23 protein-coding genes and 1 pseudogene are annotated in these 23526 nt (G+C 68.7%); 15 read left to right on the forward strand and 9 right to left on the reverse strand.

The window, feature by feature from the left end:
• Positions 1 to 8 precede the first annotated feature (8 nt).
• Both TthTMY_RS08355 and TthTMY_RS08360 read left to right on the forward strand, forming a co-directional pair.
• Positions 9 to 770, forward strand: a complete 762-nt coding sequence (locus tag TthTMY_RS08355; RefSeq protein WP_223903183.1) for an enoyl-CoA hydratase/isomerase family protein — start codon at positions 9 to 11, stop codon at positions 768 to 770.
• Positions 771 to 783: 13 nt separating this feature from the next.
• On the forward strand, positions 784 to 2430 hold the full coding sequence (locus TthTMY_RS08360; RefSeq protein WP_223903184.1) for a glutamine--tRNA ligase/YqeY domain fusion protein: 1647 nt from the start codon (positions 784 to 786) through the stop codon (positions 2428 to 2430).
• A 66-nt stretch (positions 2431 to 2496) separates the two neighbouring features.
• Here the strand turns inward: TthTMY_RS08360 and TthTMY_RS08365 are convergent, their stop codons facing one another.
• A complete protein-coding gene (locus TthTMY_RS08365; RefSeq protein ID WP_096410931.1) occupies positions 2497 to 2925 on the reverse strand; it encodes a hypothetical protein in 429 nt (142 codons plus the stop codon).
• Complete coding sequence (locus TthTMY_RS08370) at positions 2918 to 3229, reverse strand: DUF3234 domain-containing protein (RefSeq protein ID WP_096410932.1); 312 nt, start codon at positions 3227 to 3229, stop codon at positions 2918 to 2920. The genes TthTMY_RS08365 and TthTMY_RS08370 overlap by 8 nt, the downstream gene beginning before the upstream one ends.
• A gap of 17 nt (positions 3230 to 3246) precedes the next feature.
• Between TthTMY_RS08370 and TthTMY_RS08375 the strand changes: the two genes are divergently transcribed.
• Positions 3247 to 3954, forward strand: a complete 708-nt coding sequence (locus TthTMY_RS08375; protein ID WP_096410933.1) for a TlyA family RNA methyltransferase — start codon at positions 3247 to 3249, stop codon at positions 3952 to 3954.
• Here TthTMY_RS08375 and TthTMY_RS08380 read toward each other — a convergent pair.
• The 3 genes from TthTMY_RS08380 to TthTMY_RS08390 all read right to left on the reverse strand — a co-directional run bounded on the left by TthTMY_RS08380 (position 3941) and on the right by TthTMY_RS08390 (position 6870).
• Entirely contained in the window at positions 3941 to 4936 is a 996-nt protein-coding gene (locus tag TthTMY_RS08380; RefSeq protein WP_096410934.1) for an aspartate-semialdehyde dehydrogenase, read from the reverse strand. The genes TthTMY_RS08375 and TthTMY_RS08380 overlap by 14 nt on opposite strands.
• A complete protein-coding gene (locus tag TthTMY_RS08385) occupies positions 4933 to 5169 on the reverse strand; it encodes a hypothetical protein (RefSeq protein WP_011172631.1) in 237 nt (78 codons plus the stop codon). Before TthTMY_RS08385 ends, TthTMY_RS08380 begins: the two co-directional genes overlap by 4 nt.
• Positions 5170 to 5349: 180 nt before the next feature.
• The gene (locus TthTMY_RS08390; protein WP_096410935.1) at positions 5350 to 6870 is read right to left on the reverse strand and encodes a glycine--tRNA ligase; all 1521 of its coding nucleotides are present in this window, start codon (positions 6868 to 6870) and stop codon (positions 5350 to 5352) included.
• A 128-nt stretch (positions 6871 to 6998) separates the two neighbouring features.
• Here TthTMY_RS08390 and TthTMY_RS08395 point away from each other — a divergent pair, with 128 nt between their 5' ends.
• Genes TthTMY_RS08395 through TthTMY_RS08405 form a run of 3 tightly spaced genes read left to right on the forward strand, consistent with a single transcriptional unit; the run spans position 6999 to position 11498 of the window.
• Positions 6999 to 9209, forward strand: a complete 2211-nt coding sequence (locus TthTMY_RS08395; protein WP_096410936.1) for an ATP-dependent Clp protease ATP-binding subunit — start codon at positions 6999 to 7001, stop codon at positions 9207 to 9209.
• Between the two features lie 10 nt (positions 9210 to 9219).
• On the forward strand, positions 9220 to 10491 hold the full coding sequence (gene radA / locus TthTMY_RS08400; protein WP_096410937.1) for a DNA repair protein RadA: 1272 nt from the start codon (positions 9220 to 9222) through the stop codon (positions 10489 to 10491).
• On the forward strand, positions 10488 to 11498 hold the full coding sequence (locus TthTMY_RS08405) for a PIN/TRAM domain-containing protein (protein ID WP_223903185.1): 1011 nt from the start codon (positions 10488 to 10490) through the stop codon (positions 11496 to 11498). Before radA ends, TthTMY_RS08405 begins: the two co-directional genes overlap by 4 nt.
• Here TthTMY_RS08405 and TthTMY_RS11890 read toward each other — a convergent pair.
• Complete coding sequence (locus tag TthTMY_RS11890) at positions 11492 to 12526, reverse strand: bis-aminopropyl spermidine synthase family protein (RefSeq protein WP_096410938.1); 1035 nt, start codon at positions 12524 to 12526, stop codon at positions 11492 to 11494. The genes TthTMY_RS08405 and TthTMY_RS11890 overlap by 7 nt on opposite strands.
• A 44-nt stretch (positions 12527 to 12570) precedes the next feature.
• On the opposite strand from TthTMY_RS11890, the gene sucC reads away from it, so the two are divergent.
• From sucC to TthTMY_RS08430, 3 genes are read left to right on the forward strand one after another with little or no spacing between them, the layout of a single operon-like run.
• Complete coding sequence (gene sucC / locus TthTMY_RS08420; RefSeq protein WP_096410939.1) at positions 12571 to 13746, forward strand: ADP-forming succinate--CoA ligase subunit beta; 1176 nt, start codon at positions 12571 to 12573, stop codon at positions 13744 to 13746.
• The gene (gene sucD / locus TthTMY_RS08425; RefSeq protein ID WP_096410940.1) at positions 13743 to 14609 is read left to right on the forward strand and encodes a succinate--CoA ligase subunit alpha; all 867 of its coding nucleotides are present in this window, start codon (positions 13743 to 13745) and stop codon (positions 14607 to 14609) included. The genes sucC and sucD overlap by 4 nt, the downstream gene beginning before the upstream one ends.
• 14 nt (positions 14610 to 14623) lie before the next feature.
• Positions 14624 to 15607, forward strand: coding sequence for a malate dehydrogenase (locus tag TthTMY_RS08430; protein ID WP_096410941.1), 984 nt, complete (start codon positions 14624 to 14626; stop codon positions 15605 to 15607).
• A 239-nt stretch (positions 15608 to 15846) separates the two neighbouring features.
• On the opposite strand, the gene TthTMY_RS08435 is transcribed toward TthTMY_RS08430, so the two are convergent.
• Together TthTMY_RS08435 and TthTMY_RS08440 are read right to left on the reverse strand one after the other, a co-directional pair.
• Positions 15847 to 17064, reverse strand: a complete 1218-nt coding sequence (locus tag TthTMY_RS08435) for an aspartate kinase (protein ID WP_223903186.1) — start codon at positions 17062 to 17064, stop codon at positions 15847 to 15849.
• Positions 17065 to 17132: 68 nt separating this feature from the next.
• Positions 17133 to 17978: a transposase gene (locus TthTMY_RS08440; protein ID WP_096410485.1), complete on the reverse strand. Its 846-nt coding sequence runs from the start codon at positions 17976 to 17978 to the stop codon at positions 17133 to 17135.
• Between the two features lie 94 nt (positions 17979 to 18072).
• On the opposite strand from TthTMY_RS08440, the gene TthTMY_RS08445 reads away from it, so the two are divergent.
• From TthTMY_RS08445 to TthTMY_RS08455, 3 genes are read left to right on the forward strand one after another with little or no spacing between them, the layout of a single operon-like run.
• Positions 18073 to 19200, forward strand: a complete 1128-nt coding sequence (locus TthTMY_RS08445) for a class I SAM-dependent methyltransferase (protein WP_223903187.1) — start codon at positions 18073 to 18075, stop codon at positions 19198 to 19200.
• 3 nt (positions 19201 to 19203) lie between these two features.
• Positions 19204 to 20472 (forward strand): RNA polymerase sigma factor RpoD, encoded by a 1269-nt coding sequence (gene rpoD, locus TthTMY_RS08450; RefSeq protein WP_096410942.1) that lies wholly within the window; start codon positions 19204 to 19206, stop codon positions 20470 to 20472.
• Positions 20473 to 20510: 38 nt separating this feature from the next.
• A complete protein-coding gene (locus TthTMY_RS08455) occupies positions 20511 to 21338 on the forward strand; it encodes a DMT family transporter (protein WP_096410943.1) in 828 nt (275 codons plus the stop codon).
• Here TthTMY_RS08455 and TthTMY_RS08460 read toward each other — a convergent pair.
• A pseudogene (locus tag TthTMY_RS08460) lies at positions 21322 to 21827 on the reverse strand (2'-5' RNA ligase family protein). The gene TthTMY_RS08455 and the pseudogene TthTMY_RS08460 sit on opposite strands and share 17 nt — an antisense overlap.
• Before the next feature lie 58 nt (positions 21828 to 21885).
• Between TthTMY_RS08460 and TthTMY_RS08465 the strand changes: the two are divergent.
• Genes TthTMY_RS08465 through ribF form a run of 3 tightly spaced genes read left to right on the forward strand, consistent with a single transcriptional unit; the run spans position 21886 to position 23516 of the window.
• Positions 21886 to 22113, forward strand: a complete 228-nt coding sequence (locus TthTMY_RS08465) for a hypothetical protein (protein WP_096410944.1) — start codon at positions 21886 to 21888, stop codon at positions 22111 to 22113.
• A 52-nt stretch (positions 22114 to 22165) separates the two neighbouring features.
• The gene (locus TthTMY_RS08470; RefSeq protein ID WP_096410945.1) at positions 22166 to 22654 is read left to right on the forward strand and encodes an NUDIX hydrolase; all 489 of its coding nucleotides are present in this window, start codon (positions 22166 to 22168) and stop codon (positions 22652 to 22654) included.
• Positions 22632 to 23516, forward strand: a complete 885-nt coding sequence (gene ribF, locus TthTMY_RS08475) for a riboflavin biosynthesis protein RibF (protein WP_096410946.1) — start codon at positions 22632 to 22634, stop codon at positions 23514 to 23516. Before TthTMY_RS08470 ends, ribF begins: the two co-directional genes overlap by 23 nt.
• Positions 23517 to 23526: the final 10 nt, after the last annotated feature.

A 23526-nucleotide genomic window follows, 5' to 3' on the forward strand; every position in this document is an offset into this window, starting at 1 on the left:
ATGGGGCCATGGTTCAGGTGGAAAAGGGCCGCGTGGCCGTGGTCTTTCTCAACGATCCGGAAAGGCGCAACCCCCTCTCCCCGGAGATGGCCTCAAGCCTCCTCCAGGCCCTGGACGACCTGGAGGCCGACCCCGGGGTGCGGGCGGTGGTCCTCACGGGAAGGGGAAAGGCCTTCAGCGCCGGGGCGGACCTCGCCTTTTTGGAGCGGGTCACGGAGCTCGGCGCCGAGGAGAACTACCGCCACTCCCTCTCCCTCATGCGCCTCTTCCACCGCGTCTACACCTACCCCAAGCCCACGGTGGCCGCGGTGAACGGCCCGGCGGTGGCCGGGGGAGCGGGGCTCGCCACCGCCTGCGACCTGGTGGTCATGGACGAAGAGGCAAGGCTCGGCTACACCGAGGTGAGGATCGGCTTCGTGGCCGCCTTGGTCTCGGTGATCCTGGTGCGGGCCGTGGGGGAGAAGGCCGCCAAGGACCTCCTCCTCACGGGAAGGCTCGTGGGGGCAGAGGAGGCCAAGGCCCTGGGCCTGGCAAACCGCATCGCCCCCCCCGGAAAAGCCCTGGAGGAGGCGAAGGCCTTAGCGGAGGAGGTGGCGAAGAACGCCCCCACCTCCCTCCGCCTCACCAAGGAGCTCCTCCTCTCCTTGCCGGGGATGGGCCTCGAGGACGGCTTCCGCCTCGCCGCCCTGGCCAACGCCTGGGTGCGGGAGACCGGGGACCTGAAGGAGGGCATCCGGGCCTTCTTTGAGAAGCGGCCGCCCAGGTTCTGAGTAGACTCTCCTTATGGGCCTTGTCCCCGAGTGCTTCATCACCGAGATCGTGGAGCGGGACCTCAAGGAGGGGAAGTACGCCAAGCTCGTCACCCGCTTTCCCCCGGAGCCCAACGGCTACCTCCACATCGGCCACGCCCGGAGCCTCGTCTTGAACTTCGGCCTCGCCCTGGACTACGGCGGGGAGTGCAACCTGCGCTTTGACGACACCAACCCCGAGACGGAGAAGGAGGAGTACGCCCGGGCCATTGAGGAGGACGTGCGCTGGCTGGGCTTCACGCCCACCCGGGTCCTCTATGCCTCGGACTACTTTGAGAGGATGTACCAATGCGCCCTGGTCCTCATCCGGGAGGGCAAGGCCTACGTGGACGACCTCCCCGAGGAGGAGATGAGCGCCCTAAGGGCCCAGGGGAAGCCGAGCCCCTACCGAGAAAGGAGCGTGGAGGAGAACCTGGAGCTCTTTGAGAGGATGCGCCGGGGGGAGTTGCCCACGGGAAGCCGGGTCTTGAGGGCCAAGATTGACCCCGCCCACCCCAACTTCAAGCTCCGCGACCCCGTGCTCTACCGCATCGTCCACGCCCCCCACTACCACGTTGGGGACAAGTGGGTCATCTACCCCATGTACGACTTCGCCCATCCCCTGGAGGACTTCATAGAGGGGGTCACCCACTCCCTCTGCACCCTGGAGTTTGAGAACAACCGCGCCGTCTACGACTGGGTCATTGAGAACCTCAAGGGGAAGTGCGGGCTTCCCACCTCCCCCAGGCCCCACCAGTACGAGTTCGCCCGGCTGGACCTAAGCCACACCGTGCTCTCCAAGAGGAAGCTCATCAGGCTGGTGGAAGGGGGGTACGTCTCGGGCTGGGACGACCCCAGGCTCCCCACCCTGAGGGGCCTGAGGCGAAGGGGGGTGAGGCCCGAGGCCATCGTGGAGTTCGTGCGCAAGACGGGGATCTCCCGCAACGAGGCCCAGATTGAGATGGACCTCTTTGAGGAGGTGGTGCGGGACGACCTGAACCCCATCGCCCCCAGGGTCTTGGGCGTGGTGGAGCCCCTGAAGGTGGTCCTCACCAACTACGAGGGGGAGGAGTGGCTCGAGGCCCCCTACTGGCCCCGGGACATCCCCAAGGAGGGAAGCCGGCCCCTTCCCTTCTCCCCGGAGCTCTACATTGAGCGCACGGACTTCAGCCTCAACCCCCCTAAAGGTTGGAAGCGCCTCGCCCCGGGGCAGAGGGTGCGCCTGAGGCACGCCTACGTCATAGAGCTTGAGGACGTGGTGGAAGAGGGGGGCGAGGTGAGGCTCCTCAAGGCCCGGATCGTCCCCGGCACCCTGGGGGCGAACCCCGAGGACGGGGTCAGGCCCAAGGGGGTGATCCACTGGGTCTCCGCCCGCCACGCCCTCCCCGTGGAGTTTAGGCTCTACGGCAGGCTCTTCCGCACCAAGGACCCGGAGGAGGGGGGAGACTTCCTGCAAAACCTCAACCCCGAGGCCCTTGTGGTGAAGCGGGGCTTCATTGAGCCGAGCGTGGCCCAGGGCCCCAAGGACACCCGCTACCAGCTGGAGCGGCTTGGCTACTTCTGGCAAGACCCCGTGGACTCGAGGCCCGAGGCCCTGGTGATGAACCGCATCGTACCCCTAAAAGAGGGTTACAGGGTCTGACCCCGTTCGGCCGCCGCCGGACATCCCCGGGTCCCCCATGCCGGCCTTGGCCAGCATGGGGTCGCTTTAAAGCCCCACGCTCACCCCCAAGGCCAGGCCCACGCCGAAGGATTGGACCGGGGCCAGGTAGTAGACGGGCTGGACCTCCAGGTAGGCCCCCAGGAGGGGCAGGGGCAGGTTGAGCCAGGTGCCGAGGACCATCCGCACGCCCCCCTGGCCCCGCCCCTCCTGGGGGAAGGTGAGGGCAGGCCCCGTGCCGTAGAAGCCCCCAAGGCCCAGGTAGAGGTCGGTGAGGGGCACCTTGAGGAGGAGGTCCACCCCGCCCCCCAAGGCCTCGAGGCCCACCCCCCCGTAGGCCCGCCCGTCCAGGAGAAGGGGAAGGAGGGGGAAGCGCACCCCCCCTTGGAGGCCGAAGGGGCTCCCCACGCTGAGCTCGGCCCGCTGGGCCACGCCGAAGGCCAAGACCAGAAAAAGGGCCGCCAAAAGCCTACGCACGCCGCACCTCCTCTAGAAGGTCCTCCACCTTGGCCACCTGCGCCCGGTGGGTCCCGGGGCGGTAGTCCACCATGACCGCCTCCACCTGGAGCATCCCGAGGGCCCTCAAGAAGGCCTCCTTCAGGGCCCGGCTCTCCAAGGCGCTCACCCGCATCCCCAGGTGGGGGTGGTGGGCCAGGAAGGCCTCGGCCAACTCCCGGCTGGTCCAGATGCCGGAAAGCCTCTCCCCCAAGGCCTCCACCACCAGGTGCTCCCCCGGGTCTCCCTCCAAAACGTACCAGGTCCCGGAAAGGTCGGGCGCCACCCCCCCATAATACCCTTGTGCGCCTGGACCGCTATTTGGTGGAACGGGGCCTGGTGGAAAGCCGGGAGAAGGCCAAGCGCCTGATCCAGGAGGGCAAGGTGCGGGTGGGGGGCAAGGTGGTGCAAAAGCCCGCCCACCCCGTGCCCGAAGGCGCCGCCGTGGAGCTCTTGGAGGAGGAGCGCTACGTGGGCCGGGGGGCCTACAAGCTCCTCGGGGCCCTCTCCGCCTTCCCCGTGGCGGTGGAGGGAAAGGTGTGCGCCGACCTCGGGGCGGGCACCGGGGGGTTCACGCAGGTCCTTTTGGAGCGAGGGGCGAGGCGGGTCTACGCCGTGGACGTGGGCAAGGGCCAGCTCCACCCCCGCCTCCGGGAAGACCCCCGGGTGGTGGCCCTGGAGGAAGAGGACGCCCGCACCCTGGTCCTGCCCGAGCCCGTGGACCTCGTGGTGATGGACGTTTCCTTCATCTCCTCCACCCTCCTCCTCCCCAAGGTCCTGGAGCTCCTCAAGCCCCAAGGGGAGGCCCTGGTCCTGGTGAAGCCTCAGTTTGAGCTGGGGCCCAAGGCCCACAAGGGGGTGGTGCGGGAGGAGGCCAAGCGGCGGGAGGCCCTAAGGCGGGTGCGGGAAAAGGCCTTGGCCCTGGGCTTCCAGGCCCTGGGGGAAGGGGAAAGCCCCCTCCCGGGGAAGGAGGGGAACCTGGAGTACTGGCTTTGGCTCAGGCGCCCTTAAGCCACTCCTCGGCGATCTGCACGGCGTTTAGGGCGGCCCCCTTCAGGAGCTGGTCCCCCACCACGAAGAAGTCCAGGCCGTTCTCAAAGGCGAGGCTTTTCCGGATCCTCCCCACCTCCACGTCCCACTTGCCGCTTGCGGTGAGGGGCATGGGGTAGCGCTTGGCCCCGGGCTCGTCCACCACCTCCACCCCCGGGGCCTCCTCGAGGACCTCCCGGGCCGCCTCCGGGGTCACGGGGCGGGCGAACTCCACGCTCACCGCCTCGGCGTGGGCCCTTAGGGTGGGCACCCGCACCGCCGTGGCGCTGATCCTAATGGTGTCGTCCCCGAAGATCTTGTGGGTCTCCCAGACCACCTTCATCTCCTCGCGGGTGTAGCCGTTCTCCTGGAAGGCGTCAATGTGGGGGATGACGTTGAAGGGCAGGGGGTGGGCGAAGGCCTCGGCCTTGGGGGCCTCCCCGTGGAGGAAGCGGTGGGTCTCGGTAAGGAGCTCCTCCATGGCCTTGGCCCCGGCCCCGGAAGCCGCCTGGTAGGTGGCCACGATGACCCGCTTGGCCTGAAAGGCCCGGTGCAGGGGCCAAAGGGCCATGGCCAGGATGGCCGTGGTGCAGTTGGGGTTGGCGATGATCCCCCGGTGCTGAAAGATCTTCTCCCGGTTCACCTCGGGCACCACCAGGGGCACCCAGGGCTCGTAGCGCCAGGCGCTGGAGTTGTCCACCACCAGGGCCCCGCCCTCCGCCCAAACCGGGGCGAGGGCCTTGGAGACCGCCCCCCCGGCGCTCGCCAGGACGAGGTCCACAGGCAAAGGCCCCTCGGGCAGGGGCTCCACGGGGACCTCCTCGCCCCTAAAGGGAAGGCGCACCCCGGCGGAGCGGGGGGAGGCGTAGAGCCTGAGGTCGCTTAGGGGAAAGTTTCGGGCCTCGAGGACCTTGAGGATCTCCCGCCCCACGGCCCCCGTGGCCCCCACCACGGCCACCCTCATGCGTCCTCCTCTAGAAACTCGGCCTCTTCCCACATGGCGCTCACGTGGCCCACCAGGTGGGTCAAGGCGCCAAAGAGTTCCCGCTCCAGCTCGCGGGAAGGGGCCACCTGCATCTCCTGGTAAAGCGCCCGTGCCCGCTCTACCTCTTCCCAAAGCTCCCGCCAGATTGGCTCGGGGATGCCTAGGACCTCCTGCCTAGGCGCCGTAAGATGCGTTCCCTTCTTCTTTCCCATGACCGGATCTCCCGCTCCCAGTGGGCGATGACGCCCCAGTTGGGTTGAGGTCTAGCTTCCTCTTCCCGGATCTTCCGCCAATGCTCCTCTATGCGCGCCTCCAGCTGAGCCAGAACCTCCTTCCAGTGCTTCCGGTTTTGCGCCACTCCGGGCCCCTCAAAAACGGATCGTTCCTCCAGCTTACCACCTAAGCCTCTCCCGAAGGAAGCCCTCCAGCTCGTCCACGTGAAGCCTGATCTGCTCCATGGTGTCCCGGTCCCGCACCGTGACCGTGTCCTTGAGCCGGGTGGTGCCGTCCTTGCTCTGGCCGATGGTGTCGTAGTCCACGGTGACGGCGAAGGGGGTGCCCACCTCGTCGTGGCGGCGGTAGGCCTTGCCGATGTTGCCCGTGTCCTCGTAGAGCACCCGCCCGAGGCCCAGGGCCTGAAGCCTGGCCTTGAGGCGCTTGGCGTACTCGGTGATCTCCGGGCGGTTCTTCACCAGGGGGATCACCGCCACCTTGATGGGGGCGAGCTGGGGCTTGAGCTTAAGGACGATGCGCTCTTCCCCGCTCGGAAGCTCCTCCCGGGTGAAGGCCTCGGCGAGGAGGGCCAAGACCCCCCGGTCCACCCCGGCGGAGGGCTCAATCACGTAGGGGACGAACCACTTCCCCGTCTCGGGGTCGCGGTAGGCGAGGCGCTGGGTGGAGTGCTCGTTCTTCAAGACCTTGGCGGTGATCCCCAGGGCCTCCTGGTCCTTGGTGTGGCTCCCCAGGTCAAAGTCCGTGCGGTTGGCGATGCCCTCGAGCTCTTCCAGGCCGTGGGGGAAGCGGTAGAGGATGTCCACCGTGGCCTTGGCGTAGTGGGCGAGCTCCTCCGGGGGCTGCTCGTAGGGGACGAGGTTCTCCCGGCTTAGGCCCATCTCCTGCCACCACCTAAGGCGCTCCTCCACCCAGTAGCGGTGCCAGTACTCGTCCTCCCCCGGGCGGACGAAGTACTCAATCTCCATCTGCTCAAACTCCCGCACCCGGAAGATGAAGTTCCTGGGGGTGATCTCGTTGCGGAAGGCCTTGCCGATCTGGGCGATGCCGAAGGGCAGCTTGCGGCTCGTGGCGTCCAGGACGTTCTTGAAGTTGACGAAGATGCCCTGGGCGGTCTCGGGGCGCAGGTAGGCCAAAGAGGCCTCGTCCTCCACGGGGCCCACGTAGGTCTTGAACATCATGTTGAAGTAGCGGGGCGGGGTCCAGTCCCCGGGCTCCCCGCTTGCGGGGTCCAGGACCCCGGCCGCCGTCATCGCGCCTCCGGCCCGCTCGGGGGCCTGCATCATCGCCTGGACCAGGGCGTGAAGGTTCCCCTCCTCCACCTCCATGGCCCGGTAAAGCCTCTTGAGGACCTCCTCCGGCTGCTCCTTGAGGAGGTGGTCCAGGCGGTAGCGCTTCTTGGTGATGCGGTTGTCCACCATGGGGTCGGCGAAGGTGGCCTCGTGCCCGGAGTAGTGGAGGACGAGGCGGTGGGTGAGGACGCTGGCGTCCAGGCCCTCCATGTCGTCCCGCTCGTAGACGTTGCGTCGCCACCAGGCCTGCTTGAGGTTGTTCTTGAGCTCCACGCCCAAGGGCCCATAGTCGTAGACGCCCTGAAGCCCCCCGTAGATCTCGGAGCTTTGGAAGATGAAGCCGCGCCGCTTGCACAGCGCCACCAGTTCGTCCAGGCTGCTCGCAGGCATCCCAATCCTCCCCACCGGGGCCAAGCCCCGATTACCAGGCATCTTACCCAAAGCCCCCCCTAAGGTGAGCCGGGGCGCAAACGCCAAGCCGCCCTCCCCCTAGGCTAGAATGTGAGGTAGAGGGGAGCATGAACCGATACGACGACCGCGCCAGGCTGGTCTTTCACTACGCAAGAGAGGAGGGGAGCCGCTTAGGCCACTCCATGATCGGCCCGGAGCACCTCCTCCTGGGCCTGATGCGCGAGGGGGGGACGGCGGCCCGCATCCTCCAGGAGTACGGCGCGAGCCTCGAGGCCATGCGGCGCATGGTGGAGGAGCTGGTGGGCCGGGGGGAGGGCGGGCGCACCGGGGAGCCCCCGGCCATCACCCCGAGGGCGAGGCGGGTCATGGAGCTCGCCAGCGCCGAGGCCCGCAACATGGGCTCCCCCGTCATCGGCACGGAGCACATCCTCCTCGGCATCATCCGGGAGGGGGACGGGATCGCCTACCGCATCCTCAGCCACTTCGCCAAGGACGTGGACGCCATCCGCTGGAGGGTCCTGGCCATGGCCGAGGGGCGCGAGCGGGAAAAGCCCGTGAACACCCCCTTCCTGGACGAGTACGGCCGCGACCTCACCAAGGAGGCCCGGGAGGGGAAGCTGGACCCGGTGATCGGCCGCCAGGAGGAGATCAATCGGGTGATCCAGATCCTCGCCCGGCGCACCAAGAACAACCCCGTGCTCATCGGGGACCCCGGGGTGGGCAAGACGGCCATCGTGGAGGGCCTGGCCCAGGCCATCGTGGAGGGCCGGGTACCCCCCATCCTCAAGGGGGCCCGGGTGGTGGCCATTGACCTCGCCGGGGTGGTGGCGGGGACCAAGTACCGGGGGGAGTTTGAGGAGCGGCTGCGGCAGATCATTGAGGAGCTCAAGAACGCCAAGGTCATCGCCTTCATTGACGAGCTCCACACCCTGATCGGGGCCGGGGGGGCCGAGGGCACCCTGGACGCCGCCAACATCCTCAAGCCCGCCCTGGCCCGCGGGGAGATCCAGGTGATCGGGGCCACCACCACCGGGGAGTACCACCGCTACATAGAGAAAGACGCCGCCCTGGAACGGCGCTTCCAACCGGTGATCGTCCTCGAGCCTTCCCCGGAGGAGACCTTGGAGATCCTCAAGGGCCTCCGCCCCCGGTACGAGGCCCACCACGGGGTGATCATCCCCGACGAGATCCTGGAGCTTGCGGTGAAGATCGGGATCCGCTCCCTTCCCGGGCGCAACTTCCCCGACAAGGCCATTGACCTCATTGACGAGGCGGCCTCGAGGGTGCGCCTGAACGCCTCCCTGGGCCTCCCGGTGGCGGAGGAAGAGGACGGCACCCCCATCGTCACCCGGGAGGACGTGGAGGCGGTGGTGGACTCCTGGGGCGGGGTCTACGTGGACGACAAGGACGACGAGAAGCTCATGCGCCTGGAGGAGGAGCTCAGGAAGCGGGTGGTGGGCCAGGAGGAGGCCATCCGCGCCCTGGCGAACGCCCTCCGCCGGGCCCGGGTGGGGCTTGGGGGAAGGACCCGGGTGGCGGCGAGCTTCCTCTTCGTGGGGCAAAGCGGCGTGGGCAAGACCCAGCTCGCCAAGGCCCTGGCCGAGGTCCTCTTCGGCTCCGAGCGGGCCCTCATCCGCTTTGACATGTCCGAGTTCCAGGAGCCCCACTCCATCTCCAAGCTCATCGGGGCCCCGCCGGGGTACGTGGGCTACGAGCAGGGGGGCCGCCTCACCGAGGCCGTGCGCCGCCAGCCCTTCAGCGTGGTCCTCCTGGACGAGATTGAGAAGGCCCACCCCGACATCTACAACACCTTCCTCCAGGTGCTGGACGAGGGCCGCCTCACGGACGGCATGGGGCGGACCGTGGACTTCCGCCGGGTCATCCTCATCATGACCTCCAACACCGGCTACAACGTGGGCCCCGCCATCGGCTTCACCTCCAAGGAGGTGGACACGGAGTCCCCCCTGAAGGCCCTCTTCACCCCCGAGTTTCTGGACCGGCTGGACGAGGTCATCCGCTTCCGGCCCCTCACGGAGGAGGAGCTGGTGCGGGTGGCCGAGATGATGCTGGAGGACATCCGCAAGGAGCTCCAGGCCCGGGACGTCCAGGTGAGCTTCGCCCCCGAGGTGGCCCGCTTCCTGGTGGACCAGGCCCCCAAGACGGGGAGCGCCCGCGCCCTGCGGGGCGTGCTGCGGGAGCGCATAGAGGACCCCTTGGCCATTACCCTCCTGCGGAAGCCCACGGGCCGGATCCACGTGAGCGTGGAGGGAGGCCAGGTGGCCTTCCACGAGGTGGAGGGGGAGGAGCTCCTCGTCTAGCCCCCCGAGGATGGCCAAGGCCGCCTACGCCTGCGTGGAGTGCGGTTACCGCACCCCCAAGCCCTTGGGGCGGTGCCCCTCCTGCGGTTCCTGGGAGAGCTTCCGGGAAGCGGCCCCCGCCCCGGCCTCGAGGAGGGCCAGGCCCTCCCCCCTCCCCCTCCTCGCCCTCTCCCAGGTGGACGAGGCCGAGGAGCGCCGCTTCTCCTCGGGGCTTTCCGAGGTGGACCGGGTTCTGGGCGGGGGGTTCGTGACGGGGGAGGTGGTCCTCCTGGGAGGGGAGCCGGGGGTGGGCAAGAGCACCCTCCTCCTGGAGATGGCCAAGCGGATGCCCCAAAGGGTCTACTACGTGGCCGGGGAGGAGTCCCCCGCCCAGATCAAGCTCCGTGCGCAGCGCCTCGGGGTGAAGGACCTCCTCCTCGTGCGGGAGACCCGCCTCGAGCCCCTCCTCACCCTCCTGGAGGAGGACCCCCCGGAGGTCCTCTTCGTGGATTCCGTGCAGACCCTCGAGGCCGGGGGGAGCCCGGGGAGCCTGGTGGCCGTCCGGGAGGCGACCTCGGCCCTGGTGCGCTTCGCCAAGGAGCGGGACGTGGCCGTGGTCCTCGTGGGCCACGTGACCAAGGAGGGGGTGGTGGCCGGCCCCAAGAGCGTGGAGCACGCCGTGGACGCCACCCTCTACCTGGAGACCGCAGGACCCTACCGGGTCCTGCGGAGCGCCAAGAACCGCTTCGGCCCCGTGGGGGAGATCGGGGTCTTCCGCATGGAGGAGACGGGGCTTCTGGAGGTGGAAAACCCCTCCGAGGCCTTCCTCAAGGAGCGCCCCCTGGGGGTGCCGGGAAGCGCCGTGGCCCTGGCCCTGGCCGGGGAAAGGGCCTTGGCCCTGGAGGTCCAGGCCCTGGCGGCCAAAACCCCCTTCCCCGCCCCCCGCAGGGTGGTCCAGGGGCTGGACGGGAGGCGCGTGGACGTGGTCCTCGCGGTCCTGGAGCGGAGGCTTGGCCTACCCCTCGCCAACCTGGACGTCTACGTGAACCTCGCCGGGGGGCTCAAGGTCCAGGACCCGGGGCTGGACCTGGCCGTAGCCCTGGCGGTGTACTCCGCCGTGGTGGGCCGCCCCCTGCCCGCCGACCTCGCCCTGGTGGGGGAGGTGGGCTTGGCCGGGGAGGTGCGGCGGGTGGCGGGGCTGGAGCGGAGGCTTAGGGAGGGGGAGCGGGCGGGGTTTGGCCGCTTCCTCCACCCGGGAAACCTTAAAAGGCTTCAGGAGGCTGTGGAGGCGTACCTGGCATGAGGACGCGGCACCTCGTCTACCTCGCCTCCGCCCTTTTTGGGCTAGGCCTCGCGGGGTTTCTGGAGGACTGGGGGCTCCTTCCCCAAAGCCCCTCCCTCCTCTCCCTCAACCGGCTCTACCTGGCCCTGGCGGGCCTCCTCACCGGCCTCCTCTTGGGGCCGAGGCTGGAGGGGGCGCTGGAGGCGCGCCTGAGGCGTCTCCGGAGCCTCCCCCCCGAGGTGGTCGTGGCCGCCACCCTGGGCTCCACCGTGGGCCTCCTCCTCGCCGTCCTCCTCACCACCCTCCTCGCCCAGGTGCCGGGCTTCTCCCCCGTCCACAGCCTCCTCCTCGCCCTCGGGCTCGTGGCCCTCTTCGTCTACCTGGCTTTGGGCTACCGGGCCTACTTCCGGCTGCCCGAGCCCAAGCCCGCCCCCCAGGGGGGAAAGGTGCTGGACACCAGCGTCCTGGTGGACGGCCGCGTGGCCGAGGTGGCGGCCGTGGGGTTCCTGGAGGGGCCCCTGTGGGTGCCCCACTTCGTCCTGAAGGAGCTCCAGCACTTCGCCGACAGCCAAGACCCCTTGAGGCGGGCCAAGGGGAGGCGGGGGCTGGAAACCCTGGAGCGCCTCAGGGAGGCCGCCCCCCTCGAGGTCCTGGAGACGACCCCCAAGGGGGAGTCCGTGGACGAGAAGCTCCTCTTCCTGGCCCGAGACCTCGAGGCCGCCTTGGTCACCAACGACCACGCCCTCCTGCAGATGGCCCGGATCTACGGGGTGAAGGCCCTCTCCATCCAGGCCCTGGCCCAGGCCCTAAGGCCCCAGCTCCAGGTGGGGGACACCCTGAAGCTCCTCATCCTCAAGGAGGGGAAGGAGCCCCACCAGGGGGTGGGCTACCTGGAGGACGGCTCCATGGTGGTGGTGGACGGGGGGAGCCGCTACCGGGGCCAGGAGATTGAGGTGGTGGTCACCCAGGCCATCCAGACCCAGGTGGGCCGCCTCTTCTTCGCCCGCCCCGCCCAAGGGGCTCAGTAGGTGGTGGCCTCCTCGTCCTGGAGGTCCCCCTCCACCCGCGCGTTCTCCAGGTCCGCCCGGCGGAGGAGCTCCAGCCGGATCAGGGCCGAGGTGTACCAGGGCTTCTCGGGGCGGCGCTTGACGGGAAGCCAGGGCCAGGCCCGCATCTGCTCCATGTACCCCCAGTTCTCGTAGATGTGGAACCCGTCCCGAAGCTCGGTGATCACGGCCCCGTTTTCCAGGAGGAAGCGCTGGAAGTCGGCCCACTTGGCGAGGCTCGCCTCCACGTGGGTCAGGCCCACGTAGCCGGCGCACCCCTCCCCCTCCAGGGCCAGAAGCCCCCGGCCCACGAAGGCCTGGAGGCCCAAAGGCCCTTCCACCGGGTCGGTGAAGAAGGTGTGGAAGGCGTGGACCCAGGCCTCGGGCAGAGGCTCCCGCAGGTCGTGGACGTGGGCCTCGAGGGGAAGCCCCTCGGCCTTGGCCGCCCGCTCCAGGAAGCGGACGATCCTGGGGTCGGCGTCCAGGACCACCACCCGCTTGGGCAAACCCGTGAGGGCGGCGGCGAGGCCCGTGAGGTCGTCGTCCCCCAGGACCAGGACCTCCTTGCCCTCGAGGTCGCCCCAGTCCCAGGCCAAGGCCACCCGGGCCAGGGTGGACTCCGGGGTCACGTACCCCTGGTCAAAGTCCTGGATGGCCTCGGGCCGCTCCTTGGCCCAGGCCAAAAACCGCTCCGCCGTCCGCCCCGGAAGCCTCTCCCCCACAAGCCCCCGGCCCTCGCAGGCGGGGCAGGCCGCCTCCCCAGGGCGGGGTGCCGGGACCTCCGCCAAGAGGTCAAGCCCCTCCTCCACCCGGAGAAGCCCCCGCCGGGCGAGGCCCTCCCAAATGGGCACGAGGAAACGCAAGGGCACGCGGGAAAGCCGCACGGCCTCCCAAAGGTCCCGGGTTGCCCGGAGCGCCCCAAGGGTCCTCTCCACGTCCCGCCAGCCCACGGGAAGGCCCGTGGCCCGGCGCACCTCTTCCGCCACCTGGACCAGCGCCTCCTTGTTCACGCTCACCCCCTTTCCGGCCGTTTCCGCGGCCCAAGGCCTATATAATGCCCTTGACCGGGGTCGCCCGGCAAGGGAGGTGGGTCTTGAACCTGCACGAGTATCAAGCGAAGGAGATCCTGGCCCGCTATGGGGTGCCCGTGCCGCCGGGGAAGGTGGCCTACACCCCCGAGGAGGCCAAACGGATCGCCGAGGAGTTCGGCAAGCGGGTGGTCATCAAGGCCCAGGTGCACGTGGGAGGGAGAGGAAAGGCGGGGGGCGTCAAGCTCGCCGACACCCCCCAGGAGGCCTACGAGAAGGCCCAGGCCATCCTGGGCATGAACATCAAGGGCCTCACGGTGAAGAAGGTCCTGGTGGCCGAGGCGGTGGACATCGCCAAGGAGTACTACGCCGGCCTCATCCTGGACCGGGCCAAGAAGCGGGTGGTCCTGATGCTCTCCAAGGAGGGGGGCGTGGACATTGAGGAGGTGGCCGCGGAGCGCCCCGAGGCCATCCACAAGTTCTGGATTGACCCCCACAAGGGGTTCCGCCCCTTTGAGGCCCGGGAGATGGTGAAGCGGGCGGGGCTGGAGGGCAACCTCAACAAGCTCGCCCAGGTCCTGGTGGCCCTCTACCGGGCCTACGAGGGCGTGGACGCCTCCATCGCCGAGATCAACCCCCTGGTGGTGACCACGGACGGCCAGATCGTGGCCGCCGACGCCAAGATCGTCCTGGACGACAACGCCCTCTTCCGCCACCCCGACCTGGCCGAGCTCAGGGAGGTGGAGGCCGAGCACCCCCTGGAGGTGGAGGCCAGCAACTACGGCTTCGCCTACGTGAAGCTTGACGGCAACATCGGCATCATCGGCAACGGGGCGGGCCTCGTGATGTACACCCTGGACCTGGTGAACCGGGTAGGGGGCAGGCCCGCCAACTTCCTGGACATCGGCGGCGGGGCCAAGGCGGACGTGGTCTACAACGCCCTCAAGGTGGTCCTCAAGGACCCCGACGTCAAGGGGGTCTTCATCAACATCTTCGGCGGCATCACCCGGGCGGACGAGGTGGCCAAGGGGGTGATCCGCGCCCTGGAGGAGGGGCTCCTCACCAAGCCCGTGGTCATGCGGGTGGCGGGCACCGCCGAGGAAGAGGCCAAGAAGCTTTTGGAGGGGAAGCCCGTCTACATGTACCCCACGTCCATTGAGGCGGCCAAGGCCATCGTGGCCATGGTGGGAGGTGTGGCGTGATCCTGGTGAACCGCGACACCCGCGTCCTGGTCCAGGGCATCACCGGCCGGGAGGGGCAGTTCCACACCAAGCAGATGCTGGACTACGGCACCAAGATCGTCGCCGGGGTCACCCCGGGTAAAGGGGGAACGGAGGTCCTAGGGGTCCCCGTCTACGACACGGTGAAGGAGGCGGTGGCGCACCACGAGGTGGACGCCTCCATCATCTTCGTCCCCGCCCCGGCCGCGGCGGACGCCGCCCTGGAGGCGGCCCACGCGGGCATCCCCCTCATCGTCCTCATCACCGAGGGCATCCCCACCCTGGACATGGTGAAGGCGGCGGAGGAGATCAAGGCCCTGGGAAGCCGCCTCATCGGGGGGAACTGCCCGGGGATCATCAGCGCCGAGGAGACCAAGATCGGGATCATGCCCGGCCACGTCTTCAAGCGGGGCCGGGTGGGGATCATCAGCCGCTCCGGCACCCTCACCTACGAGGCCGCAGCCGCCCTTTCCCAAGCGGGGCTCGGCACCACCACCACGGTGGGGATCGGGGGCGACCCCGTCATCGGCACCACCTTCAAGGACCTCCTCCCCCTCTTCAACGAGGACCCAGAGACGGAGGCCGTGGTCCTCATCGGGGAGATCGGCGGCTCCGACGAGGAGGAGGCGGCGGCTTGGGTGAAGGACCACATGAAGAAGCCGGTGGTGGGCTTCATCGGGGGCCGCTCCGCCCCCAAGGGCAAGCGCATGGGCCACGCCGGGGCCATCATCATGGGCAACGTGGGCACCCCGGAGTCCAAGCTCCGGGCCTTCGCCGAGGCGGGCATCCCCGTGGCCGACACCATTGACGAGATCGTGGAGCTGGTCAAGAAGGCCCTGGGCTGAAAAGGAGGTGGACGGTGAAGGCACCCGTACGCGTGGCGGTTACCGGAGCCGCAGGACAGATCGGCTACAGCCTCCTCTTCCGCATCGCCGCGGGGGAGATGCTGGGCAAAGACCAGCCGGTGATCCTCCAGCTTTTGGAGATCCCCCAGGCCATGAAGGCCCTGGAGGGCGTGGTCATGGAGCTGGAAGACTGCGCCTTCCCCCTGCTTGCGGGCCTCGAGGCCACCGACGACCCTAAGGTGGCCTTCAAGGACGCGGACTACGCCCTCCTGGTGGGGGCCGCCCCCCGCAAGGCGGGGATGGAGCGCCGGGACCTTCTCCAGGTGAACGGCAAGATCTTCACCGAGCAGGGCCGGGCCCTGGCCGAGGTGGCCAAGAAGGACGTCAAGGTGCTGGTGGTGGGCAACCCCGCCAACACCAACGCCCTCATCGCCTACAAGAACGCCCCTGGCCTCAACCCCCGGAACTTCACCGCCATGACCCGGCTGGACCACAACCGGGCCAAGGCCCAGCTCGCCAAGAAGACCGGGACGGGCGTGGACCGCATCCGCCGCATGACGGTGTGGGGCAACCACTCCTCCACCATGTTCCCCGACCTCTTCCACGCCGAGGTGGACGGCAGGCCCGCCCTGGAGCTCGTGGACATGGAGTGGTACGAGAAGGAGTTCATCCCCACCGTGGCCCAGCGGGGGGCGGCCATCATCCAGGCCCGGGGGGCCAGTAGCGCCGCCAGCGCCGCGAACGCCGCCATTGAGCACATCCGCGACTGGGCCCTGGGCACCCCGGAGGGGGACTGGGTCTCCATGGCCGTCCCCTCCCAGGGGGAGTACGGGATCCCCGAGGGCATCGTCTACTCCTTCCCGGTGACGGCCAAGGACGGGGCGTACCGGGTCGTGGAGGGCCTGGAGATAGGCGAGTTCGCCCGCAAGCGCATGGAGATCACGGCCCAGGAGCTCCTGGACGAGATGGAGCAGGTGAAGGCCCTGGGCCTCATCTGAGAGGCCGGCCTCAGAGCCCCCGCCGCGCCCTGCGGTGGGGGCTTTATACCACCCCATGCTGGCTTGCGCCAGCACGGGGGCCCCGGCAAAAGCTCCCCGGGGAGCTTCCCCGGGCCCGTCGGGCGAAGGCAACCGGAAGGGTATTAGCCTGACGAGGTCAAAAGGCTCCCCGGAAAGGGCCTCCGCCAGGCGGCGGACCAGCCGGAGGAGGTCCTCCCAGGAAAGGTGGAGGCGCTCCATCAGGCCTTGTCCAGCTCAAAGGCCTGGTGGACGGCCCTAAGCGCCGCCTCGGCGTACTCGGCGGGGATGATCACGGAGATGCGCACCTCGCTGGTGGCGATCATCTCAATGTTGGCCCCCACGCTGGCCACCGCCTGGAACATCTTGGCGGGGATCTCCGGGGTGGAGGCGAGGCCCACGCCCACGATGGAGACCTTGGCGATGTCCGGCCTCAGGATGGCCTCGCCCCCGATCTCGGCGAGGACGGGCTCCAAAGCCTCCAGGGCCTCCTGGGCGAAGTCCTTCTTCACCGTGAAGGCCATCTGCTGCCTCGAGGGGTCATGGCCGGGAACCCCCTGGATGATCATGTCCACGGCGATGCCCCGTTCGGCCAGGGCCTGGAAGACCTTGGCCGCGATGCCCGGCTGGTCCGGGATGCCGATGAGCCCAATCTGGGCGTGGTCCAGGTCCAAGGCCACGCCCGTGACCGCCTTGTCCATCTCCATGGCGACCTCCTTCACCAGGGTACCGGGGTTGTAGGAGAAGCTAGAGCGCACGTGGAGGACCACCCCGTAGCGCTTGGCGTAGTAGACCGCCCGGGGGTGGAGGACCCGGGCCCCCAAAGCGGCCATCTCCAGCATCTGGTCGTAGCCGATGACGGAAAGCTTCCTCGCCTCGGGGATCAGGTGGGGGTCCGTGGTGTAGACCCCCTCGGTGTCCGTGTAGATCTCGCACTCCTTGGCCCCGAGGGCGGCGGCGATGGCCACGGCGGTGGTGTCCGACCCCCCGCGGCCCAAGGTGGTGATCTCCCCTTCCGGGGTGGTGCCCATGAAGCCGGCGATCACCGCCACAAAGCCCTGGTCCAGGGCCTCCCGGATGCGGGCCGGGTTCACCTCGAGGATCCGGGCGTCCCCATAGCGCCCATCGGTGGTGATGCCGATCTGGTGCTGGACGAAGCCCTTGGCGGGGATCCCCATGGCCCATAGCTGCATGGAGAGGAGGGCCACGGAGACCTGCTCCCCGGTGGTGGTGAGGAGGTCCAGCTCCCGAAAGGGCGGTCTCGGGTTCACCCGCTTGGCCAGGGCGATGAGCTCGTCCGTGGTGTGCCCCATGGCCGAGACCACCACCGCAAGCCGATGCCCCTTCTCGCGGTAGTGGGCGATGCGCTGGGCCACCTTGTGGATGCGCTCCAGGTCGCCCACGGAGGTGCCGCCGTACTTCTGAACCACCAGGGCCACGCTTCCCTCCTTCCCCGCCCTCCGGGCGGTTTGAAAGAGAATGTTAGCACATTCCTTCGTGTGCTACCTCATAGCTCCACCCCGGCCATCCTGAGAAGCACCCGGCTACGTATGAGGTTGTGAACGAGCAGGATGAGATTCACCCGGGCCACCAGCCCCCAGTAGGACCGCGCTTCTATCCGATGAAGCCCCAAAGACCGCACCATCACGCTAAACCGCGTCTCAATCCAGTTCCGTACCCTCCCCATCCACTCTTTCCATCCCGTCTCCACCACCGTTCCTCCCCTGACCCGATAGGGTGGCGTCTTGACCCCCTGGACCCAGCGAAAGCCCCGGTCCCCCAAGACCGCGGGCAGACCGTCCAGCAGGTCCCTCCCCCAGGTCTCCCGGGCATTCCCGGGGAGGATAGCCCAACGAAAAAAGAGGCCGCGCTCGTTCATCACCGGCATGAGAACGTAGCCCGCGAAAGCCCCCAGGGGGCCCACCCCCACAGCGGCCTCAGGAAGGTCCAAGCCGTGAATCCGGTGGCCGTGGGCCAGGGGGATGGGTTTGAGGTCCACCACCTGCAGAAGACCTTGCCCTCCGGAGAGCCTTATGGCCAGGTGAGCCAACAACCCCTGAGCCTTCTGAAGGACCCGGTAGAAGCGGGAGAGGTGGGGGAGGGAGGGGAAGTAGGCCTTGAGGGTGGTCTTGGCGGCCAGGTAGCCTTTGGCGAGGTCCTGGCCTTGCAACAGGACGAAGATGGCGAGGGTCAAGAGCTCGGCCAGGGTGGCCTTCTGGTGCTTTTGCTTTGGGGGGAGCTTGAATCCTTGGGCCTGCAGGGCTTTCAGTTCGTCATCTACCCAGACGTAGATAGCCACGAGAAGGGTCTCTGCGTCAAGATGGTAAAGGGGGTGCTCACGATCTTGCCGCATGGCACCCCCTCTTTTTTCACACCCCGGGGGTCCAGATCAAGTAGCACACGAAGGCATTTGCCCCCTCCGCCCAAGGCCCTTATCCTGGGAGGACGTGAGCCTGACGCGGGAAGCCTACCACCGCCTCACCCCCCTTCCCCACCCCGGAGGCCGGCTCTTCGTCAAGCCCGGGGCCCGGGGGTACCGGGACCCGGTCTACGACCTCCTGCAGAAGACGGTGGAGCCCTTCGGCGAGCGGGCCTTGGACCTGAACCCCGGGGTGGGCTGGGGAAGCCTCCCCTTGGAGGGGAAGATGGCGGTGGAGCGGCTGGAGACCTCCCGGGCCGCCTTTCGCTGCCTCACGGCGAGCGGCCTCCAGGCCCGACTCGCCCTTCCCTGGGAGGCGGCGGCGGGAGCGTACGACCTCGTGGTCCTGGCCCTCCCCGCCGGGCGAGGGACGGCCTACGTCCAGGCGAGCCTCGTGGCCGCGGCCCGGGCCCTCCGGACGGGGGGACGGCTCTACCTTGCCGGGGACAAGAACAAGGGGTTTGAGCGCTACTTCAATGAGGCCCGGGCCCTTCTGGGCTACGGCGTGGTGGTGCGGCGGGAGGGGCCTTACCGGGTGGCCCTCCTAGAGAAGGAGAAGGAGGCCCCGCCCCTCCCCTCCCTCTGGCGGGCCTTTTCGGCCCGCATCCTGGGGGCGGAGTACACCTTCCACCACCTCCCCGGGGTCTTCTCGGCGGGGAAGGTGGATCCGGCCTCCCTGCTCCTCCTCGAGGCCCTGCAGGAACGCCTGGGGCCCGAGGGGGTCCGCGGCCGGCAGGTCCTGGACCTGGGGGCGGGCTATGGGGCCCTGACCCTGCCCCTCGCCCGGATGGGGGCGGAGGTGGTGGGGGTGGAGGACGACCTGGCCTCCGTCCTCTCCCTGCAAAAGGGCCTCGAGGCCAACGCCCTGAAGGCTCAGGCCCTCCACTCCGACGTGGACGAGGCCTTGACAGAGGAGGCCCGGTTTGACATCATAGTTACGAACCCCCCCTTTCACGTGGGGGGTGCGGTCATTCTGGATGTGGCCCAGGCGTTCGTGGACGTGGCGGCGGCCCGGCTCAGGCCGGGTGGCGTGTTTTTCCTTGTGTCCAACCCGTTCCTGAAGTACGAGCCTTTGCTGGAGGAGAAGTTCGGCGCCTTCCAGACCCTCAAGGTGGCCGAATACAAGGTCCTGTTCGCGGAAAAGCGAGGGAGGTGAGCCTTGAAGAAGAGCAAGCGCAAGAACGCCCAGGCCCAGGAAGCCCAGGAGACCGAGGTCCTGGTCCAGGAGGAGGCGGAAGAGTTCCCCGAGTTCCCCGAGGGGGAGCCCGACCCCGACCTCGAGGACCCGGACCTCGTCCTGGAGGACGACCTCCTGGACCTGCCCGAGGAGGGCGAGGGGCTGGACCTGGAGGAGGAAGAAGACCTCCCCATCCCCAAGATCTCCACCTCCGACCCCGTGCGCCAGTACCTGCACGAGATCGGCCAGGTCCCCCTCCTCACCCTGGAGGAGGAGGTGGAGCTCGCCCGGAAGGTGGAGGAGGGGATGGAGGCCATCAAGAAGCTCTCCGAGATCACCGGCCTTGACCCCGACCTCATCCGGGAGGTGGTCCGGGCCAAGATCCTGGGCTCAGCCCGGGTGCGGCACATCCCCGGCCTCAAGGAGACCCTGGACCCCAAGACCGTGGAGGAGATTGACCAGAAGCTCAAAAGCCTCCCCAAGGAGCACAAGCGCTACCTGCACATCGCCCGGGAAGGGGAGGCGGCCCGGCAGCACCTCATTGAGGCCAACCTTCGGCTCGTGGTCTCCATCGCCAAGAAGTACACAGGGCGGGGCCTCTCCTTCCTGGACCTCATCCAGGAGGGAAACCAGGGCCTGATCCGGGCGGTGGAGAAGTTTGAGTACAAGCGGCGCTTCAAGTTCTCCACCTACGCCACCTGGTGGATCCGGCAGGCCATCAACCGGGCCATCGCCGACCAGGCCCGCACCATCCGCATCCCGGTGCACATGGTGGAGACCATCAACAAGCTCTCCCGCACCGCCAGGCAGCTCCAGCAGGAGCTCGGCCGCGAGCCCACCTACGAGGAGATCGCCGAGGCCATGGGGCCGGGCTGGGACGCCAAGCGGGTGGAGGAAACCCTCAAGATCGCCCAAGAGCCCGTCTCCTTGGAGACCCCCATTGGCGACGAGAAGGACAGCTTCTACGGGGACTTCATCCCCGACGAGCACCTCCCCTCCCCGGTGGACGCCGCCACCCAGAGCCTCCTCTCCGAGGAGCTGGAGAAGGCCCTGTCCAAGCTCTCCGAGCGCGAGGCCATGGTCCTGAAGCTCCGGAAAGGGCTTATTGACGGGCGGGAGCACACCCTGGAGGAGGTGGGGGCCTTCTTCGGCGTCACCCGGGAGAGGATCCGGCAGATTGAAAACAAGGCCCTGCGCAAGCTCAAGTACCACGAGTCCCGCACGCGGAAGCTCAGGGACTTCCTGGACTAAGTCGCTTTCGCCAGAGGGGGGCCCCAAAGACGCCTCCCATGGACGCCCACCTCCTCCTCCCTCTAGGCTTCGGCCTCCTCTCCGCCCTCACCTGGGGGGCCGGGGACTTCGGCGGCGGGATGGCCTCCCGCCGAGCCCACGCCCAGGCCGTGGTCCTCTGGGTCTCCGGCATCGGCCTCCTCCTCTTCCTCCTCCTGGCCCAGGTCTTCGGGGAGGCGCCCCAAGGGCGGGACCTTCCCTACGCCCTTTTGGGCGGGGCCTCCGGGGCCCTCGGCCTCCTCGCCTTTTACCGGGCCCTGGCCCACGGGGAGATGGGCCTCGCCGCCCCGGTGGCCGGGGTGGTGGGGACGGCGCTCCCCGTGGCCCTGGGGGCCCTCCTCGAGGGGTGGCCGGGCCTTTTCCCCGCCCTAGGCATGGGGCTGGGCCTCCTCGCGGTCTGGCTCGTCTCCCGGCCCGAAGGCCGGGCGCGCCCGGGGAACCTGGGCCTCGCCCTCCTCGCCGGCCTCGGCTTCGGCGGGTTCTACGCCTTCATGGACCGGGTGGAGGGGCTCTTCTACCCCGCCGCCTGGGCCAAGCTCACCGCCTTCCTCCTGGTCCTCCCTGCCGCCCTCAGGGCCAGGCCCTGGCCTGGAGGACGCGAGGCCCCATGGGTCCTCCTCGCTGGCCTCGGGGACGCCGGGGGAAACCTCTTCTTCCTCCTCGCGGCCCAGGCCGGACGGCTGGACGTGGCGGCGGTCCTCTCCTCCTTCTACCCGGTCTTCACGGTGCTTCTGGCCTGGCTCGTCCTGAAGGAAAGGCTTTCCCGGGGGCGGCTTACGGGGGTGGGCTTGAGCCTCCTGGCCATGGCCCTCATCGCTTTGGGCTAGGGCCTAGGGGAAAGCGGGCCACCTCCACAAGCCCCTCCCCTTCGTCCCGCACCAAGGCCGCCTCCTTCACCAGGAAGGAGCGGCGGGGCGGGGGCGGGAGGCGTTCCGCCAGGGCCTTCGCCTCCTCCGGAGAGAGGCCCAGGGCCAGGGTCAGGTGGGGGATGTAGCTCGGCCCCTCAATCTCCTTGAGGGGGGGGCCAGGGGCTCCAGGGCGTGGTAGAGGCGCCGGAAGGCCCCGCCCCCGTAGGCCCGGAGGTAGACCACCCCCTGGGGGAAGAAGCCCCAGCCCCCCAGGCGAAGGCGAAAGGGAGGATGGCCCCGCAGGATGCCTTCCAGGGCGATCTTCAAGGCCTCCTCCTCGTAGGGCCAGTCAAAGGGCTGGCGGAGGTTGAGGTGGGGCGGGCCGAAGCCCTTGACCCCGTGGCGGGCCTGGAGCTCTTCCATGAACCGCCTCAGGTCCTCGGGCGGCCACACCAGCACCCCGTACACGCCGCCAGTATACCGAAAGGCCTGGCGAAAACGATTCCAACCTTCCCGGGGCCTTGCCGTGGCCACGGTGGAGGCCAGGGGCGAGACCGCCGCCTACTACGCCCGCTGCCACGGCGAGCAGGGCTTCTTGGCCTGGCTGGAGCAGCTTAAGGGCTTCCCCACCAAGGACCCCATCGTGCGGGCCAGCTGGAACCACCTCCTCATCCAAAACGACGGCTCCAAGAGGGTCCGCAACCCCACCTACACCCGCCAGGTCCTCCTGGCCACCCTGAACGCTCTCCAGTAAAAGGCGCGAGCGCCCCGGGGGCAGGGTGCCCCCGGGGCCTTAACATAAGGGGGTGGAGCGCACCTACCTCTACCGGGGCCGCATCCTGAACCTGGCCCTGGAAGGCCGTTACGAGATCGTGGAGCACAAGCCCGCGGTGGCGGTGATCGCCCTGAGGGAAGGGAGGATGCTCTTCGTGCGCCAGATGCGCCCCGCCGTGGGCCTCGCCCCCTTGGAGATCCCCGCGGGCCTCATAGAGCCCGGGGAGGACCCCTTGGAGGCGGCGAGGCGGGAGCTCGCCGAGGAAACCGGGCTCACGGGAGACCTCACCTACCTCTTCAGCTACTACGTCTCCCCCGGCTTCACCGACGAGAAGACCCACGTCTTTTTGGCGGAGAACCTCAAGGAGGTGGAGGCCACCCCCGATGAGGACGAGGCCATAGAGGTGGTCTGGCTGGAGCCGGAAAGGGCCCTGGCCATGCACCAGAGGGGCGAGGTGGAGTTTTCCGCCACCGGGATCGTGGGGGTCCTCTACTACCATGCTTTTCTCCGAGGTCGCTGACGTCCCCAAGGGCCCCAAGGTGGTGGCCGTGGGCTCCTTTGACGGGGTCCACCTTGGCCATCAGCACCTCCTCCACCAGGCCCTGGCCGAGGCCAAGCGCCTCCACCAGCCCCTCCTCGTCTACACCTTTGACCCTCCCACCAAGGTCTTCACCCGGGGGGAGGGCTTCCTTATGGACCTCACGGAAAAGGTGGAGGCCCTCAGGGCCCTTGGGGTGGAGCTGATCCTGGCGGTGCCCTTCAACGAGGAGTTCGCCAGAAGACCCCCGGAGGCCTTCCTGGAGGACCTAAGGGCCCTTCAGGCGAGCCGCATCTACGTGGGGGAGGACTTCCGCTTCGGCCGGGGCCGGGCGGGGGGCCCGGAGGCCCTGGAGCGGGTGGCCCCCACCCGGGTCGTCCCCCTCCTGAGCCTTGGGGGGGAGGCGGTGAAGAGTAGCCGCATCCGCGACCTCCTCAAGGAGGGGAAGGTGGAGGAGGCCCGCCACCTCCTGGGCCGGCCCTACGGGGCCTACGGGGTGGTGGTGGCGGGGGACAGGATGGGAAGGCGGCTTGGCTTTCCCACGGCCAACCTGGCCGTCCACCCCTTGAAGGTCCTTCCCCCCGGGGTCTACGCCGTGGAGGCGGAAGGAGCCTTTGGCCGCTACAAGGGGGTGGCCAACGTGGGGACGCGGCCCACCCTGGGGGGGGAGGAAAGGCGCTTGGAGGTGCACCTTTTGGGCTTCGCCGGGGAACTTTACGGGGAGGAGATGCGGGTGCGCTTCCTCAAGCGCCTCCGGGAGGAGAGGCGCTTTCCCTCCCTCGAGGCCCTAAGGGCCCAGATCGCAGAGGACGTGGAGGCGGCCCGGGCCTACTTCGGGCTTTGATCCCACCCCA

Origin of the sequence: Thermus thermophilus (assembly GCF_019974155.1) — a bacterium.
Classification (GTDB): Bacteria; Deinococcota; Deinococci; order Deinococcales; family Thermaceae; genus Thermus; species Thermus thermophilus_C.

Excerpts from the sequence above, each read along its gene's own strand:
- TthTMY_RS08440 (WP_096410485.1), bottom strand. The coding sequence starts at position 17,978 with ATGCGGCAAGATCGTGAGCACCCCCTTTACCATCTTGACGCAGAGACC.
- ribF (WP_096410946.1), top strand. The coding sequence starts at position 22,632 with ATGCTTTTCTCCGAGGTCGCTGACGTCCCCAAGGGCCCCAAGGTGGTG.
- TthTMY_RS08380 (WP_096410934.1), bottom strand. The coding sequence starts at position 4,936 with ATGAGGGTGGCCGTGGTGGGGGCCACGGGGGCCGTGGGGCGGGAGATC.
- TthTMY_RS08405 (WP_223903185.1), top strand. The coding sequence starts at position 10,488 with ATGAGGACGCGGCACCTCGTCTACCTCGCCTCCGCCCTTTTTGGGCTA.
- TthTMY_RS08360 (WP_223903184.1), top strand. The coding sequence starts at position 784 with ATGGGCCTTGTCCCCGAGTGCTTCATCACCGAGATCGTGGAGCGGGAC.
- TthTMY_RS08455 (WP_096410943.1), top strand. The coding sequence starts at position 20,511 with ATGGACGCCCACCTCCTCCTCCCTCTAGGCTTCGGCCTCCTCTCCGCC.
- radA (WP_096410937.1), top strand. The coding sequence starts at position 9,220 with ATGGCCAAGGCCGCCTACGCCTGCGTGGAGTGCGGTTACCGCACCCCC.
- sucC (WP_096410939.1), top strand. The coding sequence starts at position 12,571 with ATGCCCTTGACCGGGGTCGCCCGGCAAGGGAGGTGGGTCTTGAACCTG.
- TthTMY_RS08395 (WP_096410936.1), top strand. The coding sequence starts at position 6,999 with ATGAACCGATACGACGACCGCGCCAGGCTGGTCTTTCACTACGCAAGA.
- TthTMY_RS08355 (WP_223903183.1), top strand. The coding sequence starts at position 9 with ATGGTTCAGGTGGAAAAGGGCCGCGTGGCCGTGGTCTTTCTCAACGAT.
- TthTMY_RS08385 (WP_011172631.1), bottom strand. The coding sequence starts at position 5,169 with ATGGGAAAGAAGAAGGGAACGCATCTTACGGCGCCTAGGCAGGAGGTC.
- TthTMY_RS08390 (WP_096410935.1), bottom strand. The coding sequence starts at position 6,870 with ATGCCTGCGAGCAGCCTGGACGAACTGGTGGCGCTGTGCAAGCGGCGC.